This is a genomic window from Saccharicrinis sp. GN24d3, from assembly GCF_052400645.1.
GTDB lineage: Bacteria > Bacteroidota > Bacteroidia > Bacteroidales > Marinilabiliaceae > Saccharicrinis.
The window spans coordinates 75,455-92,651 of the sequence record NZ_JBQTGI010000009.1; the positions used below are offsets into that span (position 1 = coordinate 75,455).

A 17,197-nucleotide genomic window follows, 5' to 3' on the forward strand; every position below is an offset into this window, starting at 1 on the left:
TGTTTTTACGTTTGTCGTAGTTTTTTTACTCGAGTAAATAGAAGATTGAATTCTAATGTAGGTTAATCAAAATCTCCTTCTGTTCGTTGGTGTTTTGCATGTGTTTTTCCTCAAATGAATTAATTAAACGTTCCATTTCCGGGGTTAACCTGTTTAACGCCCTTCTGATTATGCTTCGGGGAATGTGTTTGTAATAGGCATGGGCAATGGCTCCGGTAATTCCCGCAATAGTATTACTAGGCCCGCCAATGGATATTGCTTTTCGTATGGCATTTTCATAATTATCAGATAATAAAAAAACGGTAATCGCGACAGGTGCCGGTGAAGGTAGATTTGCTTGTGTCACTTCTTTGTGAAGTTCCTTTAAGTTTTTTCCTAAATCGTATTTGAATGTGTTTTCGATATACTCCTTAATAAAAGTTTTGTTTTTTCCGGTTTTTGCCAGGAAAATAGCTGCGGTGACCGCTTTGGAGGCTATTATTTTTTCTGGTTGGTTGTGTGTTAAAATAGTGGCTTTTTCGGCATTTTTTAAAGCTTCTTCCAGGGTTTCGGCTGCCAAACCAATAGGGCTGATTCTTCTTGCCGCTCCATCACCATTGCTAAAATATGGTTTTGGCGAGTTGGAATCTACCCATTCTTTAAAATTGCTCCGGTAACCGGCGTACGGGTATTTTTTAACCCAGCTTTTTAGGCAGTCTTCAAAGTCTAACCCGTTTGAAACGGCATCAGCTGTAGCCATGGTTAAAATGGTGTCGTGGGTAAATGAGGAAATGGGTTTAAACAATTGGAAATCAGTCGACGTTTTGTTGTTGTTTACAAATGCCGAACCAATAATGTCTCCGATTATAGCTCCTTTCATTCTTTTGGGATTTTGGTTAATAATTATGTTGCTTTGATTGCAGTAAAATTACTTTTTTATCTTGATAATCAATACAAATGTTAAAAAATATTAAATAATACTCGATTATTCCTTTCTTAGACGCTTTCGTTAAAGTCTTCGACCGTGTGTCGTTTTATAAATATTTAATATACTAATAGATACGGTGGTGTTTTTGTTTTTAAGGGTTGCTGTTGAAAATGTTTTTTGATATATTTAATAAGGGGAATAACTTGTAGCTTTGGTAAAAAATGGCATCAAATGCATTTTAAGAAAGATTATTTCCGTTAAATAGTTGGATATTTTGATGAATAAACGTTCTTGTAAGACGAACGCACGATGAAGTCTGGCTGTGATACGAACGTGCAAATTCAATCATTTTAATGACACAAATGGGAATAGCTTGTCCCGTAATTGATTCGGGAATTAATTTAATATGGAATTTCCCCGCAATGCAGAGGGCGAGCTGACGAAAACAATTTCGGGGCCGCTTGTTTCATAGTATTTCGGAAGGCTATATGACCAATAGATTGACCAACGTGAAATCTTGAACATCTTTAAAATAGAGACTTCCGTGAACTAAAGAAAAAATGAACATATGAAAGAGAATTTAAAGTATATTTTAGGTATTCTTGCTGCTATTTTAGGAATATATTTGCTCTGGTACTTCAAAGCAATCGTATTTTTTATTTTCGTTTCTGCCATATTATCGCTTGTCACCCGTCCGCTTTTCGATTTTTTCCAAGGCAATGTTCGGGGAAAAGCAAGACGGAGGTTTGCATTGTCAAAAGCATGGAGTGCATTGGCCACGGTATTGTTTATGTGGATGTTGATTTTGGGTTTTGTAGGTTACGTGGTGCCTTTTATTGTCGACGAGGTACAGTTCTTGTCAAAAGTTGATTTTTATTTAATATTGGAAAGGTTGGAGGGTACAACCAGTCCCGTTTTGACACCCATACAGGATTCATTCGTTGGGAACATTGGTTTTCCAATGATAAAGGAACAGATAAACGATTTCTTGGTGTCCATATTCAATATCGGAAAATTACAGGAAATGCTCGCTTCGGTGGCCGACTTTGTTGGAAGTGTGTTTATAGCGTTGTTTTCAATTTCGTTTATTACTTTCTTCCTTTTAAAAGATGAATGGTTATTAATGGAAAGCATCAAGCTTTTTGTACCCGAAGTTTATTATGTGGGCGTTGACCATATGTTGTGGTCGATAAACAGACTGTTAAGAAGATACTTTATTGGCATTATGGTTCAGATAACGCTTATTTCCTTCATGGTGACGGTAGGACTTTTAATAATTGGATTGGAATTTAGGCACGCTTTGATAATAGGACTCTTCTCAGGGTTTATTAATATCATTCCATATCTGGGCCCGTTAATTGGGGGGTTATTCGGAATATTGGTTTCCATGGTGGTTTATCTGCAAATGGCAAGTCCTCCCGTGTTCTTTCTTTTTTTCGGTGGCATCATCATGTTGTACATTTTGGTGCAGCTGACAGACAATATTATTTTTCAGCCGGTAATATTTTCGTCAAGTGTCAAGGCCCATCCGCTCGAAATATTTCTGGTGATCATCATGGCCGGTTATATGGCGGGTATGGCCGGTATGTTTATGGCCATACCGGTTTATACAATAATTAGGGTTATTGCCAAAGAATTTTTTTCAAAATATAATTTGGTACAGAAATTAACGGGCAAATTAGATTGACGTATCCAGTGGAATAATGAAAAATTAAAAAATGTTAAAGAAACGTGAACATTATGCCAGCTCGTTCCTTATTTATGTTAGCAACAAATATTTGTTAGGTTGAATATTGTTTGTAAATTGTAAGTGGAGAACGGATGGGCGGGGTGGAGTAACTGTAAAACCTTGATTTAACATGAATATATTATCCTCGTTTAAACCTGTTAATACCAAGTTTATTGTAATAGCTTACCTATTGTTTTCTTTTGTACCCCTGGCATTTTCTTCCGTAGAACACACTCCTTTCAACCAATCGGAGGAATATAATTTAATGATGGGCGAACGCCTTTATCATGGATTGATATCAACCGGGGGTGATAATCCTTCCTGTATTTCTTGCCATGCCAAATTTACCGGAGAGGAGATCAATTGGAATCCCTCAGCCATGGAAATTGTTATGGCTGCCGATTCTCTTTCTGCAGAGCAGTTTAAGAGTGCGGTTAATAGCCCAATGGATGGATTTATTGCCAAGGTACATAAAGGTTATAATTTAAGCGATGAACAGTTAGCGCAAATACGCCTGTACCTGAAAAAACTGGGTGCCGAAGGCGTGGGCGAAAAACCGGAAAGCTACCCGCAGTTACTTTGGTTCCTTTTTATGGGATTGTTGATGGCATTGGCAATTGTAGATTTAATTTTCACAAAGAAAATCCGTTACAAAGTAATTCACATCCTTATTATATTAGGAGGAATTTCGGTTCATTTAAAAATGGCTTATGTCGAGGCTGCCGAACTGGGCAGAAGTCAGGATTATATGCCCGACCAGCCTATTAAATTCTCTCACCAGGTTCATGCCGGAGACAATAAAATTGATTGTATGTACTGTCATTATAACGCGGAGAACAGTAAATCAGCCGGTATTCCGGGGCCCGGTTTGTGTATGAATTGCCATGTGATTGTTCGCGAAGGGAGCCGTTCGGGAAAATCCGAAATTGCCAAGTTGGTAAAACACTTCGAAGAAGGAACGGATATTGAATGGGTTCGCATTCACAACCTGCCCGACCATGTTTTCTTTAGTCATGCACAACATGTAAATGCGGGTAAGCTCGATTGTGCCGAGTGTCATGGAGCGGTTGAAGAGATGCATATTCTTAAGCAAGAAAACGACCTTTCGATGGGATGGTGCCTGGACTGCCACAAGAAAACCAACGTTCAGTTCGCCAACGATTATTATTCAATATACGACAAGTACCACAATGAGCTTTCCCAAGGGGTTAGGGACTCCATCAAGGCCGTAGATATTGGTGCCAATGATTGTATGAAGTGTCACTATTGATAGTATGGAGTGATGAGAGACAAGTAGCGGGTTCCGCATAATGAGAGCCGGAACATTAAACAGGTGTTAAGTAATGCTAAGTAACCAGTGGATTATGAATTAATCCCGAACTGAAATAATTATTATACAAATCGTTTCGAATGAAGAAATACTGGAAAAGCATAGAAGAATATAAACAAGGAGCCAAGGATGATAATGCCCACTTGCCCAATAAAATCCAAGCCAGTGAAGCATTAAAAGCTTCACGCCGGGATTTTTTAAAGTATTTTGGATTTAGTGTTGCTTCTGCTGCCGTATTGGCCAGTTGCGAGCGCCCCGTTAAAAAAGCTATTCCTTTATTGATCCAGCCTGAAGAGGTACGTCCGGGTGTAGCTAGTTTTTATGCGTCTACTTTCTACAATGGAGGTGAGGCCGTCCCTATTTTAGTGAAAGTACGTGATGGGCGTCCCATTAAAATTGAAGGCAACGATTTATGCATGATGACCGAAGGTGGAACCTCTGCTCAGGTGCAGGCTTCGTTGTTGAATTTATATGATGAGTCAAGGCCCAGAAATCCAACTTTTAATGGTGAGGAGACGAGTTGGCAAAAAGCCAACAGCGATATTACAGCCCAATTAAAAAATATAAGTGCTGATCAAGACATCATCTTCTTAACCCAAACGGTGATTAGTCCTTCGCAGCAATCACTGTTTTCAAAACTTCTGGCTATATACCCTAATAGCAAACAGGTTACTTTGGATCCTTATTCTTATTCAGGAATTAGGGAAGCATACAAAGAAGTGGTTGGGGAAGCCATAATACCGATGTTCCATTTTAATAAGGCTGAAGTTGTGGTCTCGTTTGCTGCCGACTTTCTGGGAACCTGGCTAATGCCAACAGCTTTTACCAATCAATATGTCAAAAACAGAAAACTGGAAAACGGTCAGAAAAAGATATCCAAGCATATTCACTTTGAAGGTTTTATGTCCTTAACCGGCTCCAATGCAGATGACAGATATGTGATTAAGCCATCGGAGGAAGGCAGATATGTACTATCGCTATACAACGAAATAGCTAAATCATTACATCTACCTGCTTTGAATAAGGGTGGGTTCGAAAACGAGGTAAGTAAGGTAGCGCAACAATTGGTACATGCCATGTCATCCTCATTAGTGGTTTCAGGTTCAAACGATAAAAATATACAGCTTTTAATAGCTGGCATTAATGCCATGCTCGGAAGTTTCGAATCGACCATCGATGTTAATAAGGAGATCAATCTTTATCAAGGAAATGATGTTGCATTGTCCGAATTAGTGAAGGGTTGTAAAGAGGGTAAAGTGGGCGCTTTGGTTTGTCTGGAATCGAATCCGGCTTATAATATGCCTGATGCCGTATCTTTTAAAGAAGCTGTCAAGAACGTTGGTTTCACGGTTAATGTTACCTCGCAAAAAGACGAAACCAACGAACTATGCCAATATGTGCTTCCCGCAAGTCATTTTCTCGAATCGTGGAATGATGCGGAACCGGTATCTGGAGTGTTCAGTTTAACACAGCCTGTAATACGGCCTATCTACAATACAAAAAGCATGAATGAGATATTCTTAAGCTGGCTGGGAGAGGAAGCCAGCTCGTACGAATATCTTCATCAGTATTGGAACGAGAATATTATTGCTAAATCTGAAGAGGATAACCCGTTTATCTCAACCTGGAAAAAAACATTAAGTGCAGGAATATGGGATATGGAAACCTTAAATAGAACCAGAAAGCTCCAGGTACCTGATCTAAGTTCCCCTGCCTCAATAGCACTTGCCGAAAAAACTGAAGCCGGATTAGAATTAATGGGGTACCAATCCGTGCCCGTCGGAGATGGCAGGTTGGCTAATAATCCCTGGTTGCAGGAATTGCCCGACCCGGTTTCGCGGGTTTGTTGGGATAATTACTTTTCTGTTTCGCCAAAACTAGCAGAGGAAGAAGGATGGAGCCAGGGGGATGTTATTTCTGTGGCCGGAATGGAGCTGCCAGTATTCGTTCAACCCGGTAATCATGATAAGGTTATCAGTGTGGCATTAGGTTATGGGCGAACCATGGAAGGCCCGAATCCGGAAGTGATAGGAAAAGATATTAAGTCTTTGCTACAAAATAAAGAGGGAGAGGTAACATATTATACGCCCATCAGTGATGTTAAAAGTACCGGTGGAACGTATGAGTTGGCAACAACGCAAACCCATCATTCGATGGAAGGAAGAGCGTTGGTTCGTGAGACATCGCTGAGTGAGTACCTGAAAGATCCTGCTTCAGGCAATGAGATGCATGCCGAAATAGAGAAACTTCACACCTCCTTATATAAGAAGCATGAATACAAAGGGCACCACTGGGCCATGTTTATCGACCTAAACTCATGTACGGGATGTAATGCTTGTGTGGTGGCTTGTTCCGTGGAAAACAACGTGCCTGTTGTTGGCCGGGATGAAGTCCGTCGTTCGCACGAAATGCACTGGTTGCGTATTGACCGGTATTATACGCAAGCACCTGATGATCCGGCCAGTTTAAGAGTGGTGCGCCAGCCGGTTATGTGCCAGCATTGCGATAATGCACCCTGCGAAAATGTTTGCCCTGTTGCTGCAACCAACCATAGTTCGGAGGGAATTAATCAAATGGCATATAACCGTTGTATCGGAACGCGTTATTGTAACAACAACTGTCCGTACAAGGTGCGTCGTTTCAATTGGTACGATTATACGGGGGCAGATGCCATTCCTTATAACAGGGTGGATGTTACCGGAATGTCAACGGACTTAAAAAGGTTGGTGCTCAATCCGGATGTAACCGTTCGTGCCAAAGGAGTCATCGAAAAATGTTCATTCTGTATCCAAAGGATTCAAGAGAAGAAGCTGGAAGCTAAAAAAGAAGGAGAGCCACTGCAGGATGGAGCAATTCAGACAGCATGTCAACAGGGGTGTCCGGCCAAAGCCATCACCTTTGGCGATATGAACGACAAAAATAGTGCGGTGAGCAAAATGATGAAAGACCCGAGAAGGTATCACTTGTTAGAAGAACTGCATACCTTGCCTAGTGTTGCTTATCTGACTAAAGTGAGAAATATTGAGGAAACAGTAAAATCAGAACCTGAACATAATACCGATCATTAAATGAATTGAACGTTAATTGAATTTTGATCATTACCGCTCATCTTTTATATATCGGCATGCAAGAGTATTTTATTATTATATAAAGGTATAAAACGCATAGCTAATGTATGTATCGCCAATAAGGGAGCCTTTGGTTACCGGGTCCAAAAGTTATAAACAGGTAACCGACGACATTACAAAGCCGATGGAAGGAAAACCGGGGCCGCTTTGGTATGCTGGTTTGGGTTTGGCCTTACTGGCCTTGGGCTTTGGTGGTTTTGCTATTTATATCACCGTTTGGGACGGGATCGGTACATGGGGATTAAACCGAACCATTGGTTGGGGCTGGGGTATCACCAACTTTGTGTGGTGGGTAGGTATTGGCCATGCCGGTACTTTTATCTCTGCTATTTTATTGCTGTTCAGGCAAAAGTGGCGTACCAGTATTAACCGGAGTGCAGAGGCTATGACTATCTTTGCCGTCATGTGTGCCGGGCTGTTTCCGCTGTTGCATATGGGGCGTTTGCCGCTTGGCTTTTTTGTTTTCCCATATCCAAACACACGTGATTTATGGGTGAATTTTAACTCGCCATTATTATGGGATGTGTTTGCCATCTCAACCTACTTCACCGTTTCTTTATTGTTCTGGTACATGGGCTTGATCCCGGATATTGCCTCTATTCGTGACAGACTAAAAGAAGGAATAAGAAAACAAGTATATACTGTACTAAGTTTTGGGTGGACCGGTTCGGCGCGTCATTGGTCCCGCCACGAAAGCATGAGTCTGATATTGGCTGGATTGGCTGCCCCATTGGTACTTTCAGTACACTCCATAGTTAGTATGGACTTTGCCACATCGGTTATTCCCGGATGGCACACCACCATCTTTCCGCCCTATTTTGTGGCAGGAGCGGTGTTCTCGGGCTTTGCCATGGTGCTTACTTTGATGATAATTACGCGCAAAGCATTAAACCTGGAAAACTATATCACGGTTGGTCATGTGGAATCCATGAATAAAGTAATCATTGCTACGGGTTCTATCGTCGGAATCGCCTATCTTACCGAGCTCTTTATGGCTTGGTATTCGGGCGTCGTCTACGAGCAGTATGCTTTTGTTAACCGGGCTTTTGGGCCGTACTGGTGGGCCTATTGGATTATGATGACGTGTAATGTTATCACGCCCCAACTCTTCTGGTTTAAAAAGATCCGGCGAAATCTAGCCGCCACTTTTATCATCTCCATTTTTGTAAATATTGGCATGTGGTTCGAACGTTTCGTGATTATTGTTACGTCTCTTCACCGGGACTTTCTGCCATCGAGTTGGGCTATGTATTCACCCACCTGGGTCGAAGTCGGGGTGTATATAGGAACTTTTGGGTTGTTTTTTACCATGTTCTTTTTGTTTATCAGGTTCTTCCCGGTAGTAGCTATTGCCGAAGTAAAAAGTGTGTTGAAGAGCTCGGGTGAAAATTTTATCAGGAAAGGAGGTCAGGATGCGAAATAATAAGTTTGTAACCGGAATATTCTGGGATGATAAAGATCTCATGAATGGAATAAAAGAAATTCAGGCCAAGGGCATTTCTATTTTTGATGTGCGAACGCCTTTCCCGGTTCATGGATTGGATGATGTATTAAAGCTAAAAAGATCACGTTTGCCTCGGTTAGGGTTTGTTGCCGGAGCATTGGGAGCTATTGTCGCTTTTGGGTTTCAGATGTGGGTGTTCACCGAAAGTTGGCCCATCAATTTCGGAGGTAAACCATACTTGTCGGTACCCTCCTTTGTGCCCGTGACGTTTGAGTTGGCCGTTTTATTTGCAGCCATTTCGTTGGTGTTCGGTTTCTTGATTCGTTCAGGATTAGGGCCTGGTGCCCCTACGGTTATTTTCGATGAGAGAACATCCGATGATGCTTTTCTGGTGGTAATTCTGGAAGATGAGAACAATCAATCCGATCGGATTACGGAGGTTTTAAATAGTGTCGGAGCACAGGAAGTAAAGCAAGTTGAACCTACTAAAACGCAAAATGATGGGTAAGCAATTTATCGTTTCAAAAAAACTGACAACAACACTGACTGTAACTGCAATAGTTGGGTTGGTGCTGAGCTTAGTGGGGTATTTTGCAGGGGGGATTGATGGTCATCGTTTTTGGGCCAATGTTTTGCTCAACGGATTTATGATTATCGGTTTGTGTCTGGGAGCTGGATTTTTTGTTGCTGTTCACCTGATTGCAGAATCGGGTTGGCAAACATCTATTCAGCGTATTGCCGAAGCCATGGGGAGTAAAATATGGTTGGGCGCTGTAATGATTATTCCTATTATTTTTGGAGCACATTCATTGTACCACTGGTCGCATACCGAACATTTGGATCGTGTGTTGCAAATGAAGCAAGGTTATTTGAATATGCCGTTTTTCATTATTCGCATGTTTGTTTATTTGGGTGGATGGATATTCTTATTTCACAATATCCGCAAGGTTTCCTTATTGAGTGATACCAATCCCGACTTAAAACTGTTTAATCGCCTTCGTACATTGTCCGGTTTGTTTATTGTGTTTTTTGCTATTACCAGCTCTACATCTGCCTGGGATTGGCTGATGAGTATCGATGCGCATTGGTTTAGCACGCTGTATGGCTGGTATACTTTCATCGGTATGTTTGCCAATTCCATAGCGGTTATTATCATCTTTTTAGTGGTGATGAAAAAGATGGGTTATATGGATCACGTCAACGATGAACATCTGCACGATTTAGGTAAGTACCTGTTCGGGTTCAGCATATTTTGGGCCTACCTATGGATTTCGCAGTACCTGTTAATTTGGTACAGTAATATACCTGAAGAAACCACCTATTATGTAACGCGCATCAAAGGCTTTGAGGCTTTGTTTTATGTAAATCTGATAATTTGTTTTGTAGTTCCGTTTTTTGCGCTGATGTCGAGGGGAAACAAACGTAAAACGGATTGGTTGCTTTATACGGCTATTGTTGTATTTGTTGGGCACTGGATTGATTTATTTCTGGCCATTATGCCTGGAGCAGTTGGAGCAGAACACGCACATATTGGTCTGTTCGAAATTGGACTATCGGTATTATATGTTTCCATCTTTGCTTGGTTTGTTTTTAAAGCCTTAACTAAAGGAAATCTGGTTCCTGAAAATCATCCATACTTTAAAGAAAGTTTTGACTATGAAAATATTAAGTAAACTTAGTGTTGTCATTATAATTGTTGCGGTTTTGATTTCTTGCGATAACGACAGGAATAAACCCGGATATAGTTATTTTCCTGATATGGAGCAGTCGAGAAGTTACGAAACCTATAGCGAAAACCCGGTTCTGGAAGGTGGGGTAACCAATCTGATGCCCGTTGAAAATACGATTCCTCGCGGAATGATTCCCTATGAATTCGAGAAGACCGATGAAAACCGCAAGCTGGCCGGTCAGAAATTACAAAACCCTTATGCAGGGGAATCAGGCAGCCAGGAGCTGTTAGCTGAAGGTAAGCGATTATATAATATTTACTGCTGGCATTGCCACGGCGATAAAGGGGATGGCAAGGGCTTTTTATACACCAGTGGCAAATATGCCTATCCTCCGGCAAGTCTGTTGGCCGATAAAGTAACCGCTAATCCCGATGGCGAAATCTTTCACGTAATTTCAGTGGGCTTTGGAGTAATGGGAGCCCACCAGGGACAAATATTACCGGATGACAGGTGGAAAATTGCTACTTATGTGAGGGAGGTGTTGATTAATGGGGAGTGAACAATGAAAATGGAGAAGATAAAGCAATAGGCAAGGACGATTTATAGAAAAGCCAGAAGGATACAATAATGAAAGGGGAGGGTAAAGTAAACGCCAACTGCTTCCCTCTATCTCCTCTTTAATCCCAGTGCCCTAAGCCCTTTTTCCCAGAACTTCTCAAAACTTAGCGGCGTAAGTAGTTGGAGCGGAATTCTGGTAATTAATGGAAATAGAATCATTTTCTTTTTTAATTTCAGGCGGTAATTGTTCCAAAGGAATTCTTCTGCCATCTTTTGTGGCGATAATAAACGAGTCGTTGAACCCCATTTTCTTTATGTTGTTCCAAAATCCCAAAGCCTTTTCGTATTCATCAAACATACCTAAAGTATATTGGTAAATACTGTCGTAAGTCTCCTGGTTGATGGTAACCAGGTTTGCCGAATAGTCGTTTAGGTTAATTTCCTTAAAGGCACCTATCTGAACACGGTATTTATAACCCGTTTCGTTGCGATCTATTTTGTTCTGGTCTACCATTTTATTTAAGCTGTCCCTGTACAATACCAATGTGGTTGAAAGGGCACTTTGTCTTTTTGAAAGCTCGTTATATTTTTCAACCAAAGAATCTATTTGTTTATTGGACGATGAATTACCCGAGAAATCAATCATTCCCCTTAAGAGTAAAACCCCAAATAAGGATACAAAAAAGAAAGCCTGAAAATATAAGGATTTACGAAGATTTGTGATTTTTCCCGACTGTTTCCTGCTAATCTTTCTAAGGCGTTGTAATTCTTTATCAACCGCTTCTAACCGTAGTTTGTCCTTTTTGCTCTCGAATTCTAGTTCCTGCGCTGTCATGTGTGTTGTGATTGAACTTTAAAAATAAGGATAAAAATATAAAAAAAAATACCGTATTGGTGCAGCTATCCCTATAAAACCTACATTTTGTGTCAAAAAAGATGTATTGGTCAAAAATCCACCTCTTCCAAAACTTCTTTTATGCTTGGATAGGTATTTTGCATCGCTTTATATATTTCGTTATGGGGAATCCACTCGGCCGCTGTTATATGCTCCTCTGCTTGTGGTTTGGGGTTGTCAAACCCCTCATACTTCATCTTGTACCAATACGTTTTTTTCAGTATTAACTTTCTCTTTAAAGTGTAGGTATGCCAGGTGGGATTTAAGGCTTTAATGATTTTTAGGGGCGAAATAGCGCATTCCTCTTCCACTTCCCTCACTGCCGTTTCCTGGATAGATTCACCTTTTTCAGCCTTTCCTTTGGGTAAATCCCAAACGCCCAATCGGTGGATAAATAATATTTCGTTTTTTTTATTAAAGACTACCCCGCCGGCTGCATCTATTCTTTTAAAGCAAGAAGAAAACAATTCCATTAGCTCGTCCATATCGTGATGGTATATATAAGCCTTCTTGATTTCCAGTTTTCTTTCGAAATTTAAAATAAAGTCCTGTAACTCCTTAATATTAGAGTATTTAAATATTGCGCCAAAATCGGAGCTTAGGTCCCGTTCAATATTGTCTGTTAAAAAAACAATTCTATCCTTAAAAAAAACTTTATACATTTGCAGCATGGAAAAAGTGTCAGAAACTATAGCAAAACAATTGCTGCAAATTAAGGCAATTAAATTGCAACCGACAAACCCGTTTACATGGGCTTCGGGATGGAATTCTCCTATTTATTGCGATAACAGGAAAACATTATCTTTCCCGGAAGTGCGGGACTATATTAAGTCGGAGTTTGTAGCTTTAGTGAATGAGTTATATCCTGAAGCCGATGTAATTGCAGGTGTAGCTACAGGTGCGATTGCCCAGGGTGCTTTGGTGGCCGATGCGTTGAAAAAACCATTTGTTTATGTGCGTTCTTCGCCAAAGGGGCACGGTATGGAAAACCTGATTGAAGGGGATATTGCGCCGGGTAAAAAAGTCGTGGTTATCGAAGACCTGATTTCGACAGGAGGAAGTAGCTTAAAAGCGGTTGAGGCTTTGCGTAAAGCAGGTTGCGAGGTGTTGGGTATGGCAGCTATTTTTACCTACGGTTTTCAAACCGCGGTTGATAATTTTACCGAAAAAGTAGTGAAACTGAATACGCTAAGCGATTACCAAACCTTAATAGCGGTTGCTGCACAAACCGGCTACGTATCGACCGATGATGTTAAAACGTTATCAAGCTGGAGAAATGATCCCGCTCATTGGGGTAAGTAAAGCTTGGTGCATAGTTCGCAGAGTTCAACAGTATAAAGTTTGAATGTGAAATTGTTATTTCTAACCTGAATACAATCACTTGCAATCATTTTTTTACTTTGAAATTCATTACGGAAATCATTGAGCCTTATAGCAGAGAGTTAGATTATAGATGACTTGTCGCGCAGTATTGCAAGAAGATGCTAATAACTCAATTTTAAGAGTTTTGAACTTGTTAACACATACCGTTGTTTTTGTAACGTGGGTATATGTTTGTTTTATTTTTTGAAGAAAGCTCACAAAAACAAAGTTTACAAACTTTTCACTTTAAACTTTAAGAACTAAAAGGAGATATGACAAAGTTCGAAAGCGAGATTAAAAAAGCTTTACATGGCGAGGAGAAGATTTTTACTTTTATTTCAAACTTCAATAATTTTGAAGATCTGATTCCCCAGGACAAAATCAAGGATTGGCAAAGCACCGAGGATACCTGCAGGTTTAAGGTGGATGGAATAGGTGAGGCCGGACTTAAAATTGTGGATAAAGAACCTGTAAAAACAGTAAAATATTCCACCGACGGAAAAGTGCCGTTTAACTTCTTTTTATGGGTACAGCTAAAGCAGGTGGACGTTAATGATACGCGAATAAAACTGACGTTGAAAGCGGATTTAAACCCGATGATGAAGATGATGGTGGGCAAACAGGTCGACAAGTTCCTGAATATGCTGGGAGACGCGATTGCCAATTATCATTATAATTAACGTATTATATTTGTCAGTGGTCGCTAGTCATCGGTCAATAGTTAACGGTCATTAGTCGTTAGTGGATTGTTCATTAGTAGGTTGTCAATAGTTGTTGGTAACATAACCGGTGGCTAATGACCAGTGACCAATGGCTATTAACTAATCACAAACTCCACCTCCTTAAAAGCGTAACTTCTTTTATCTCCATGGCTGGTTTCTAATTCCAGGTGCCCGTACTCGTTAATTCCGGTTATTCGTGCCATGAATTCACCATTTGCATCTTTGTAGGGATGAAACCCTTCTTTTCGATACAGGTTATTGAGGTATTGACGGTTTAATGAATCCGAATTTAAGGTTTTAATTTTTTCCAGGTATTTTAATATGGCGTTGACAACTTGTTCCAGCAAATTATTCAATTCAATATCAGTTCCGGTTATATTTTTTAATGAAACCGGATTTGGTGCGTCACTGGTAAATACTTCTTGATTGATGTTCAGGCCAATCCCAACAATGGATTCGGTAATAATATTCCTTGATATGGCATTCTCGATCAGGATCCCGCCTATTTTTTGATTTCTATAATAGATATCATTGGGCCATTTGATAGAAAAATCCTGCGAAAAGTTCATAAAAACATCTATAATACCTAGGGCAACAGCTTTGGAAATAACAAACTGGTTCTGAATTTCGATATAGGTAGGCTTCAACAACAAGCTAAATGTGAGGTTTTTGCCCGGTTCACTTTCCCACGAATTACCGGCTTGTCCTTTTCCCGCTGTTTGTGCACAGGTAATTACTACCGTAAATTCCGGTATTGCTTGATCTTTGCGTAGGGATTTAAGTTGGTTGTTGGTCGAAGGCAAGCGCTCAAACCTTACTATGTTAAAAGGATATTTTACTGACATACTAAAAAATAATTCCGCCAAATTGTCATCATGGCAGGTGTTTATAATTCCAGGAACAAAAGTAGTTAGTAAAACCGAATATAAAAAAGTAGTATCTTTGTGTTTTTCTAGTAATTTAGCAGCTTCAAAGGTAGGCGTAATTAAAAAAAACGGAAAGATTTAATGACAAATAAAGAGAATAACTCAACTGAACAATTGGTAGACGCCGTTGTTGAAGGTATTCAGGAAAAAAAAGGCACAAATATTGCTATTTTGGACATGCGGGAAATTGACGGAAGTATCTGTCAGTTTTTTATTATTTGTGATGGGGACAGTAACACTCATGTTGGTGCCATCGGAGATTCAGTTGAAGATTTGGTGAGAGAGAAACTGGATGAAAAACCATATCATATCGAGGGAAAAGAAAATGCGGAGTGGGTTTTGGTAGATTATGTGGATGTGGTTGTTCATGTTTTTCAGCGTCCTATACGCAGTTTTTACAATCTGGAGGAGCTGTGGGCAGATGCCAAACGTACCGACATAGAAAACTTATTTTAGTCAGTTATTTATTATTTAGCGGATGAGCGAAGAGCAAAAACAAAAGAACGAACCTGTTAATCAGGGCGGGAACAATTCAAATCCTAAGTTTCCTAAGTTTAACGGGTATTGGATATATGGTATAATTTTATTGCTACTGATTTCCTTTTTTATGGTAAAGCAGGAGGAGGTAGTGAAAAAATTGCCCTATAGTAAATTTACCGAACAGGTTTTACCTTCAGGTGATATTGAAATGTTAACGGTAATTACCAATGAAAACGCATTGGAGGTTATCATTAAAAAGGATAGGCTCGAAAATTATAAAGACGAATTTGGAGACAGCTTCTCAACCTTAATGGAAGGGGGGCCTCATTTTGTGGTGAAGGTTCCTTCCGTGGATAGCTTTGTGGAAGATTTGCGTCGTGTTGAGCAAAGTAAGCAAATAACCATCCCGAACCGTTACGAGCAACGATCAAACTATTTTAATGAGGTGTTGAGTTTTCTCTGGCCACTTTTGTTATTACTGGTTATTTGGATATTTATCTTCCGAAGAATGGGCGCTCAAGGCGGCGGAGGAGGAGCAGGAAATATCTTTAATGTTGGAAAATCAAGGGCTAAGGTTTTTGATAAGGAATCCAATATTAATGTAAATTTTCTGGATGTTGCTGGTTTGGCCGAAGCCAAACAGGAATTGGAGGAAATTGTCGAGTTTTTGAAAAGACCCGAGAAATATACTAACCTTGGCGGTAAAATACCTAAGGGTGCGCTGTTGGTAGGCCCTCCGGGAACAGGAAAAACATTATTGGCGAAGGCGGTTGCGGGCGAAGCAAATGTTCCGTTTTTTAGCATGTCAGGATCTGATTTTGTGGAGATGTTTGTGGGCGTGGGCGCATCACGTGTAAGAGACTTGTTTAAGAAAGCCAAGGAAAAGGCGCCTTGTATAGTGTTTATCGATGAGATTGACGCCATAGGTAGGGCTCGTGGTAAAAGTCCCAGTATGGGAGCAAATGATGAGCGCGAGAATACATTGAACCAATTGTTGACCGAGATGGATGGTTTCGGCACCAATTCCGGGGTTATTATTCTTGCCGCGACTAACCGTGCCGATATTCTCGACAGGGCTTTGATGAGAGCTGGGAGGTTCGACCGTCAGATACATGTGGAACTGCCGGATATTAAAGAACGCCAGCAAATCTTCGACGTGCACTTGCGCCCGCTAAAATTAAGCGAGGAGGTTAAGTCTGAGTTTTTGGCTAAACAGACTCCGGGTTTCTCCGGAGCGGATATAGCCAACGTTTGTAACGAAGCAGCTTTGATCGCAGCTCGGGGAGACAAGAAGATTGTGGAGAAAGAAGACTTTTTAAGTGCCGTAGACAGGATTGTTGGCGGTCTTGAGAAAAAAAATAAGATCATCTCCAAAGATGAGAAAAAAGCGATTGCCTATCACGAAGCAGGTCATGCGGCCACGAGTTGGCTGTTGGAATATGCGCATCCATTGGTAAAAGTCACCATTGTGCCCAGGGGAAAGGCGTTGGGCGCCGCCTGGTATTTGCCCGAAGAGCGTCAGTTAACCACTACGGAGCAAATGCTTGACGAGATATGTTCTGCATTAGCCGGGAGGGCAGCGGAAGAACTGGAATTCGGTAAAATATCCACGGGGGCTTTAAACGACCTCGAAAAAGTGACCAAACAAGCGTATGCCATGATTACTTATTATGGTATGGGTAAGGGATTGGGTAATGTGAGTTATTTTGATTCCAGCGGTCAGAACGAATACGGATTTACAAAGCCATACAGTGAAAACACGGCTCAGGCCATTGATAAAGAGGTGTCTAAGATTATTGAAGAGCAGTATGAGCGAGCCAAAGATATTTTAAGAGAGCATAAAGATAAACATACCCAACTGGCAAACCTACTGCTGGAACGTGAGGTTATTTTTAGTGAGGATTTAGAAGCTATTTTCGGAAAAAGAAAAGTCAGCAAGCATATTGTTCAGTTGGATGATTCGGGTAATGATACCCAAGCGGTGAACGATATAAAAATTGTTGAAAGTAAGCAAAAGCCTTCAGCGTCAGAAAGCAAAAAATAAAC

15 protein-coding genes are annotated in these 17,197 nt (G+C 40.6%); 11 read left to right on the plus strand and 4 right to left on the minus strand.

Annotated elements, in window-relative coordinates; genetic code table 11:
- Positions 1-52: 52 nt before the first annotated feature.
- Positions 53-859, minus strand: a complete 807-nt coding sequence (locus ACT29I_RS12075; RefSeq protein WP_430931917.1) for an ADP-ribosylglycohydrolase family protein — start codon at positions 857-859, stop codon at positions 53-55.
- Positions 860-1,475: 616 nt separating this feature from the next.
- Here ACT29I_RS12075 and ACT29I_RS12080 point away from each other — a divergent pair.
- The 7 genes from ACT29I_RS12080 (at position 1,476) to ACT29I_RS12110 (ending at position 10,767) form a co-directional block, all read left to right on the plus strand.
- Positions 1,476-2,594, plus strand: a complete 1,119-nt coding sequence (locus ACT29I_RS12080) for an AI-2E family transporter (protein WP_430931919.1) — start codon at positions 1,476-1,478, stop codon at positions 2,592-2,594.
- Between the two features lie 172 nt (positions 2,595-2,766).
- Positions 2,767-3,906 carry a cytochrome c3 family protein gene (locus ACT29I_RS12085; protein WP_444793562.1) on the plus strand — a complete coding sequence of 380 codons (1,140 nt, stop codon included), beginning with the start codon at positions 2,767-2,769 and terminating at the stop codon, positions 3,904-3,906.
- Positions 3,907-4,046: 140 nt separating this feature from the next.
- The gene (locus ACT29I_RS12090; protein WP_444793563.1) at positions 4,047-7,034 is read left to right on the plus strand and encodes a Fe-S-cluster-containing hydrogenase; all 2,988 of its coding nucleotides are present in this window, start codon (positions 4,047-4,049) and stop codon (positions 7,032-7,034) included.
- Positions 7,035-7,137: 103 nt separating this feature from the next.
- Positions 7,138-8,517 carry an NrfD/PsrC family molybdoenzyme membrane anchor subunit gene (nrfD, locus tag ACT29I_RS12095; RefSeq protein ID WP_430931925.1) on the plus strand — a complete coding sequence of 460 codons (1,380 nt, stop codon included), beginning with the start codon at positions 7,138-7,140 and terminating at the stop codon, positions 8,515-8,517.
- The gene (locus ACT29I_RS12100; protein ID WP_444793564.1) at positions 8,507-9,046 is read left to right on the plus strand and encodes a DUF3341 domain-containing protein; all 540 of its coding nucleotides are present in this window, start codon (positions 8,507-8,509) and stop codon (positions 9,044-9,046) included. Before nrfD ends, ACT29I_RS12100 begins: the two co-directional genes overlap by 11 nt.
- Complete coding sequence (locus ACT29I_RS12105) at positions 9,036-10,211, plus strand: hypothetical protein (RefSeq protein WP_444793565.1); 1,176 nt, start codon at positions 9,036-9,038, stop codon at positions 10,209-10,211. The genes ACT29I_RS12100 and ACT29I_RS12105 overlap by 11 nt, the downstream gene beginning before the upstream one ends.
- Positions 10,195-10,767, plus strand: a complete 573-nt coding sequence (locus tag ACT29I_RS12110) for a c-type cytochrome (RefSeq protein ID WP_430931930.1) — start codon at positions 10,195-10,197, stop codon at positions 10,765-10,767. Before ACT29I_RS12105 ends, ACT29I_RS12110 begins: the two co-directional genes overlap by 17 nt.
- Positions 10,768-10,923: 156 nt before the next feature.
- Here ACT29I_RS12110 and ACT29I_RS12115 read toward each other — a convergent pair whose 3' ends face one another.
- Together ACT29I_RS12115 and ACT29I_RS12120 are read right to left on the minus strand one after the other, a co-directional pair.
- Entirely contained in the window at positions 10,924-11,601 is a 678-nt protein-coding gene (locus tag ACT29I_RS12115; protein WP_444793566.1) for a hypothetical protein, read from the minus strand.
- A gap of 110 nt (positions 11,602-11,711) precedes the next feature.
- Entirely contained in the window at positions 11,712-12,323 is a 612-nt protein-coding gene (locus ACT29I_RS12120; protein WP_444793567.1) for an NUDIX hydrolase, read from the minus strand.
- Between the two features lie 7 nt (positions 12,324-12,330).
- Between ACT29I_RS12120 and pyrE the strand changes: the two genes are divergently transcribed.
- A complete protein-coding gene (pyrE, locus tag ACT29I_RS12125) occupies positions 12,331-12,963 on the plus strand; it encodes an orotate phosphoribosyltransferase (RefSeq protein WP_444793568.1) in 633 nt (210 codons plus the stop codon).
- 332 nt (positions 12,964-13,295) lie between these two features.
- Entirely contained in the window at positions 13,296-13,703 is a 408-nt protein-coding gene (locus ACT29I_RS12130; protein WP_430931934.1) for an SRPBCC family protein, read from the plus strand.
- Between the two features lie 137 nt (positions 13,704-13,840).
- Here ACT29I_RS12130 and ACT29I_RS12135 read toward each other — a convergent pair whose 3' ends face one another.
- A complete protein-coding gene (locus ACT29I_RS12135) occupies positions 13,841-14,590 on the minus strand; it encodes a biotin--[acetyl-CoA-carboxylase] ligase (protein ID WP_444793569.1) in 750 nt (249 codons plus the stop codon).
- Positions 14,591-14,752: 162 nt separating this feature from the next.
- On the opposite strand from ACT29I_RS12135, the gene rsfS reads away from it, so the two are divergent.
- Together rsfS and ftsH are read left to right on the plus strand one after the other, a co-directional pair.
- Entirely contained in the window at positions 14,753-15,127 is a 375-nt protein-coding gene (rsfS, locus tag ACT29I_RS12140) for a ribosome silencing factor (RefSeq protein ID WP_430931936.1), read from the plus strand.
- A gap of 22 nt (positions 15,128-15,149) precedes the next feature.
- Positions 15,150-17,195 carry an ATP-dependent zinc metalloprotease FtsH gene (gene ftsH, locus ACT29I_RS12145; RefSeq protein ID WP_430931937.1) on the plus strand — a complete coding sequence of 682 codons (2,046 nt, stop codon included), beginning with the start codon at positions 15,150-15,152 and terminating at the stop codon, positions 17,193-17,195.
- The last annotated feature ends 2 nt before the right edge of the window (positions 17,196-17,197 follow it).

Coding starts and splice junctions, on each gene's coding strand:
- ACT29I_RS12075 (WP_430931917.1), bottom strand. CDS start 859: ATGAAAGGAGCTATAATCGGAGACATTATTGGTTCGGCATTTGTAAAC.
- ACT29I_RS12080 (WP_430931919.1), top strand. CDS start 1,476: ATGAAAGAGAATTTAAAGTATATTTTAGGTATTCTTGCTGCTATTTTA.
- ACT29I_RS12085 (WP_444793562.1), top strand. CDS start 2,767: ATGAATATATTATCCTCGTTTAAACCTGTTAATACCAAGTTTATTGTA.
- ACT29I_RS12090 (WP_444793563.1), top strand. CDS start 4,047: ATGAAGAAATACTGGAAAAGCATAGAAGAATATAAACAAGGAGCCAAG.
- nrfD (WP_430931925.1), top strand. CDS start 7,138: ATGTATGTATCGCCAATAAGGGAGCCTTTGGTTACCGGGTCCAAAAGT.
- ACT29I_RS12100 (WP_444793564.1), top strand. CDS start 8,507: ATGCGAAATAATAAGTTTGTAACCGGAATATTCTGGGATGATAAAGAT.
- ACT29I_RS12105 (WP_444793565.1), top strand. CDS start 9,036: ATGATGGGTAAGCAATTTATCGTTTCAAAAAAACTGACAACAACACTG.
- ACT29I_RS12110 (WP_430931930.1), top strand. CDS start 10,195: ATGAAAATATTAAGTAAACTTAGTGTTGTCATTATAATTGTTGCGGTT.
- ACT29I_RS12115 (WP_444793566.1), bottom strand. CDS start 11,601: ATGACAGCGCAGGAACTAGAATTCGAGAGCAAAAAGGACAAACTACGG.
- ACT29I_RS12120 (WP_444793567.1), bottom strand. CDS start 12,323: ATGTATAAAGTTTTTTTTAAGGATAGAATTGTTTTTTTAACAGACAAT.
- pyrE (WP_444793568.1), top strand. CDS start 12,331: ATGGAAAAAGTGTCAGAAACTATAGCAAAACAATTGCTGCAAATTAAG.
- ACT29I_RS12130 (WP_430931934.1), top strand. CDS start 13,296: ATGACAAAGTTCGAAAGCGAGATTAAAAAAGCTTTACATGGCGAGGAG.
- ACT29I_RS12135 (WP_444793569.1), bottom strand. CDS start 14,590: ATGTCAGTAAAATATCCTTTTAACATAGTAAGGTTTGAGCGCTTGCCT.
- rsfS (WP_430931936.1), top strand. CDS start 14,753: ATGACAAATAAAGAGAATAACTCAACTGAACAATTGGTAGACGCCGTT.
- ftsH (WP_430931937.1), top strand. CDS start 15,150: ATGAGCGAAGAGCAAAAACAAAAGAACGAACCTGTTAATCAGGGCGGG.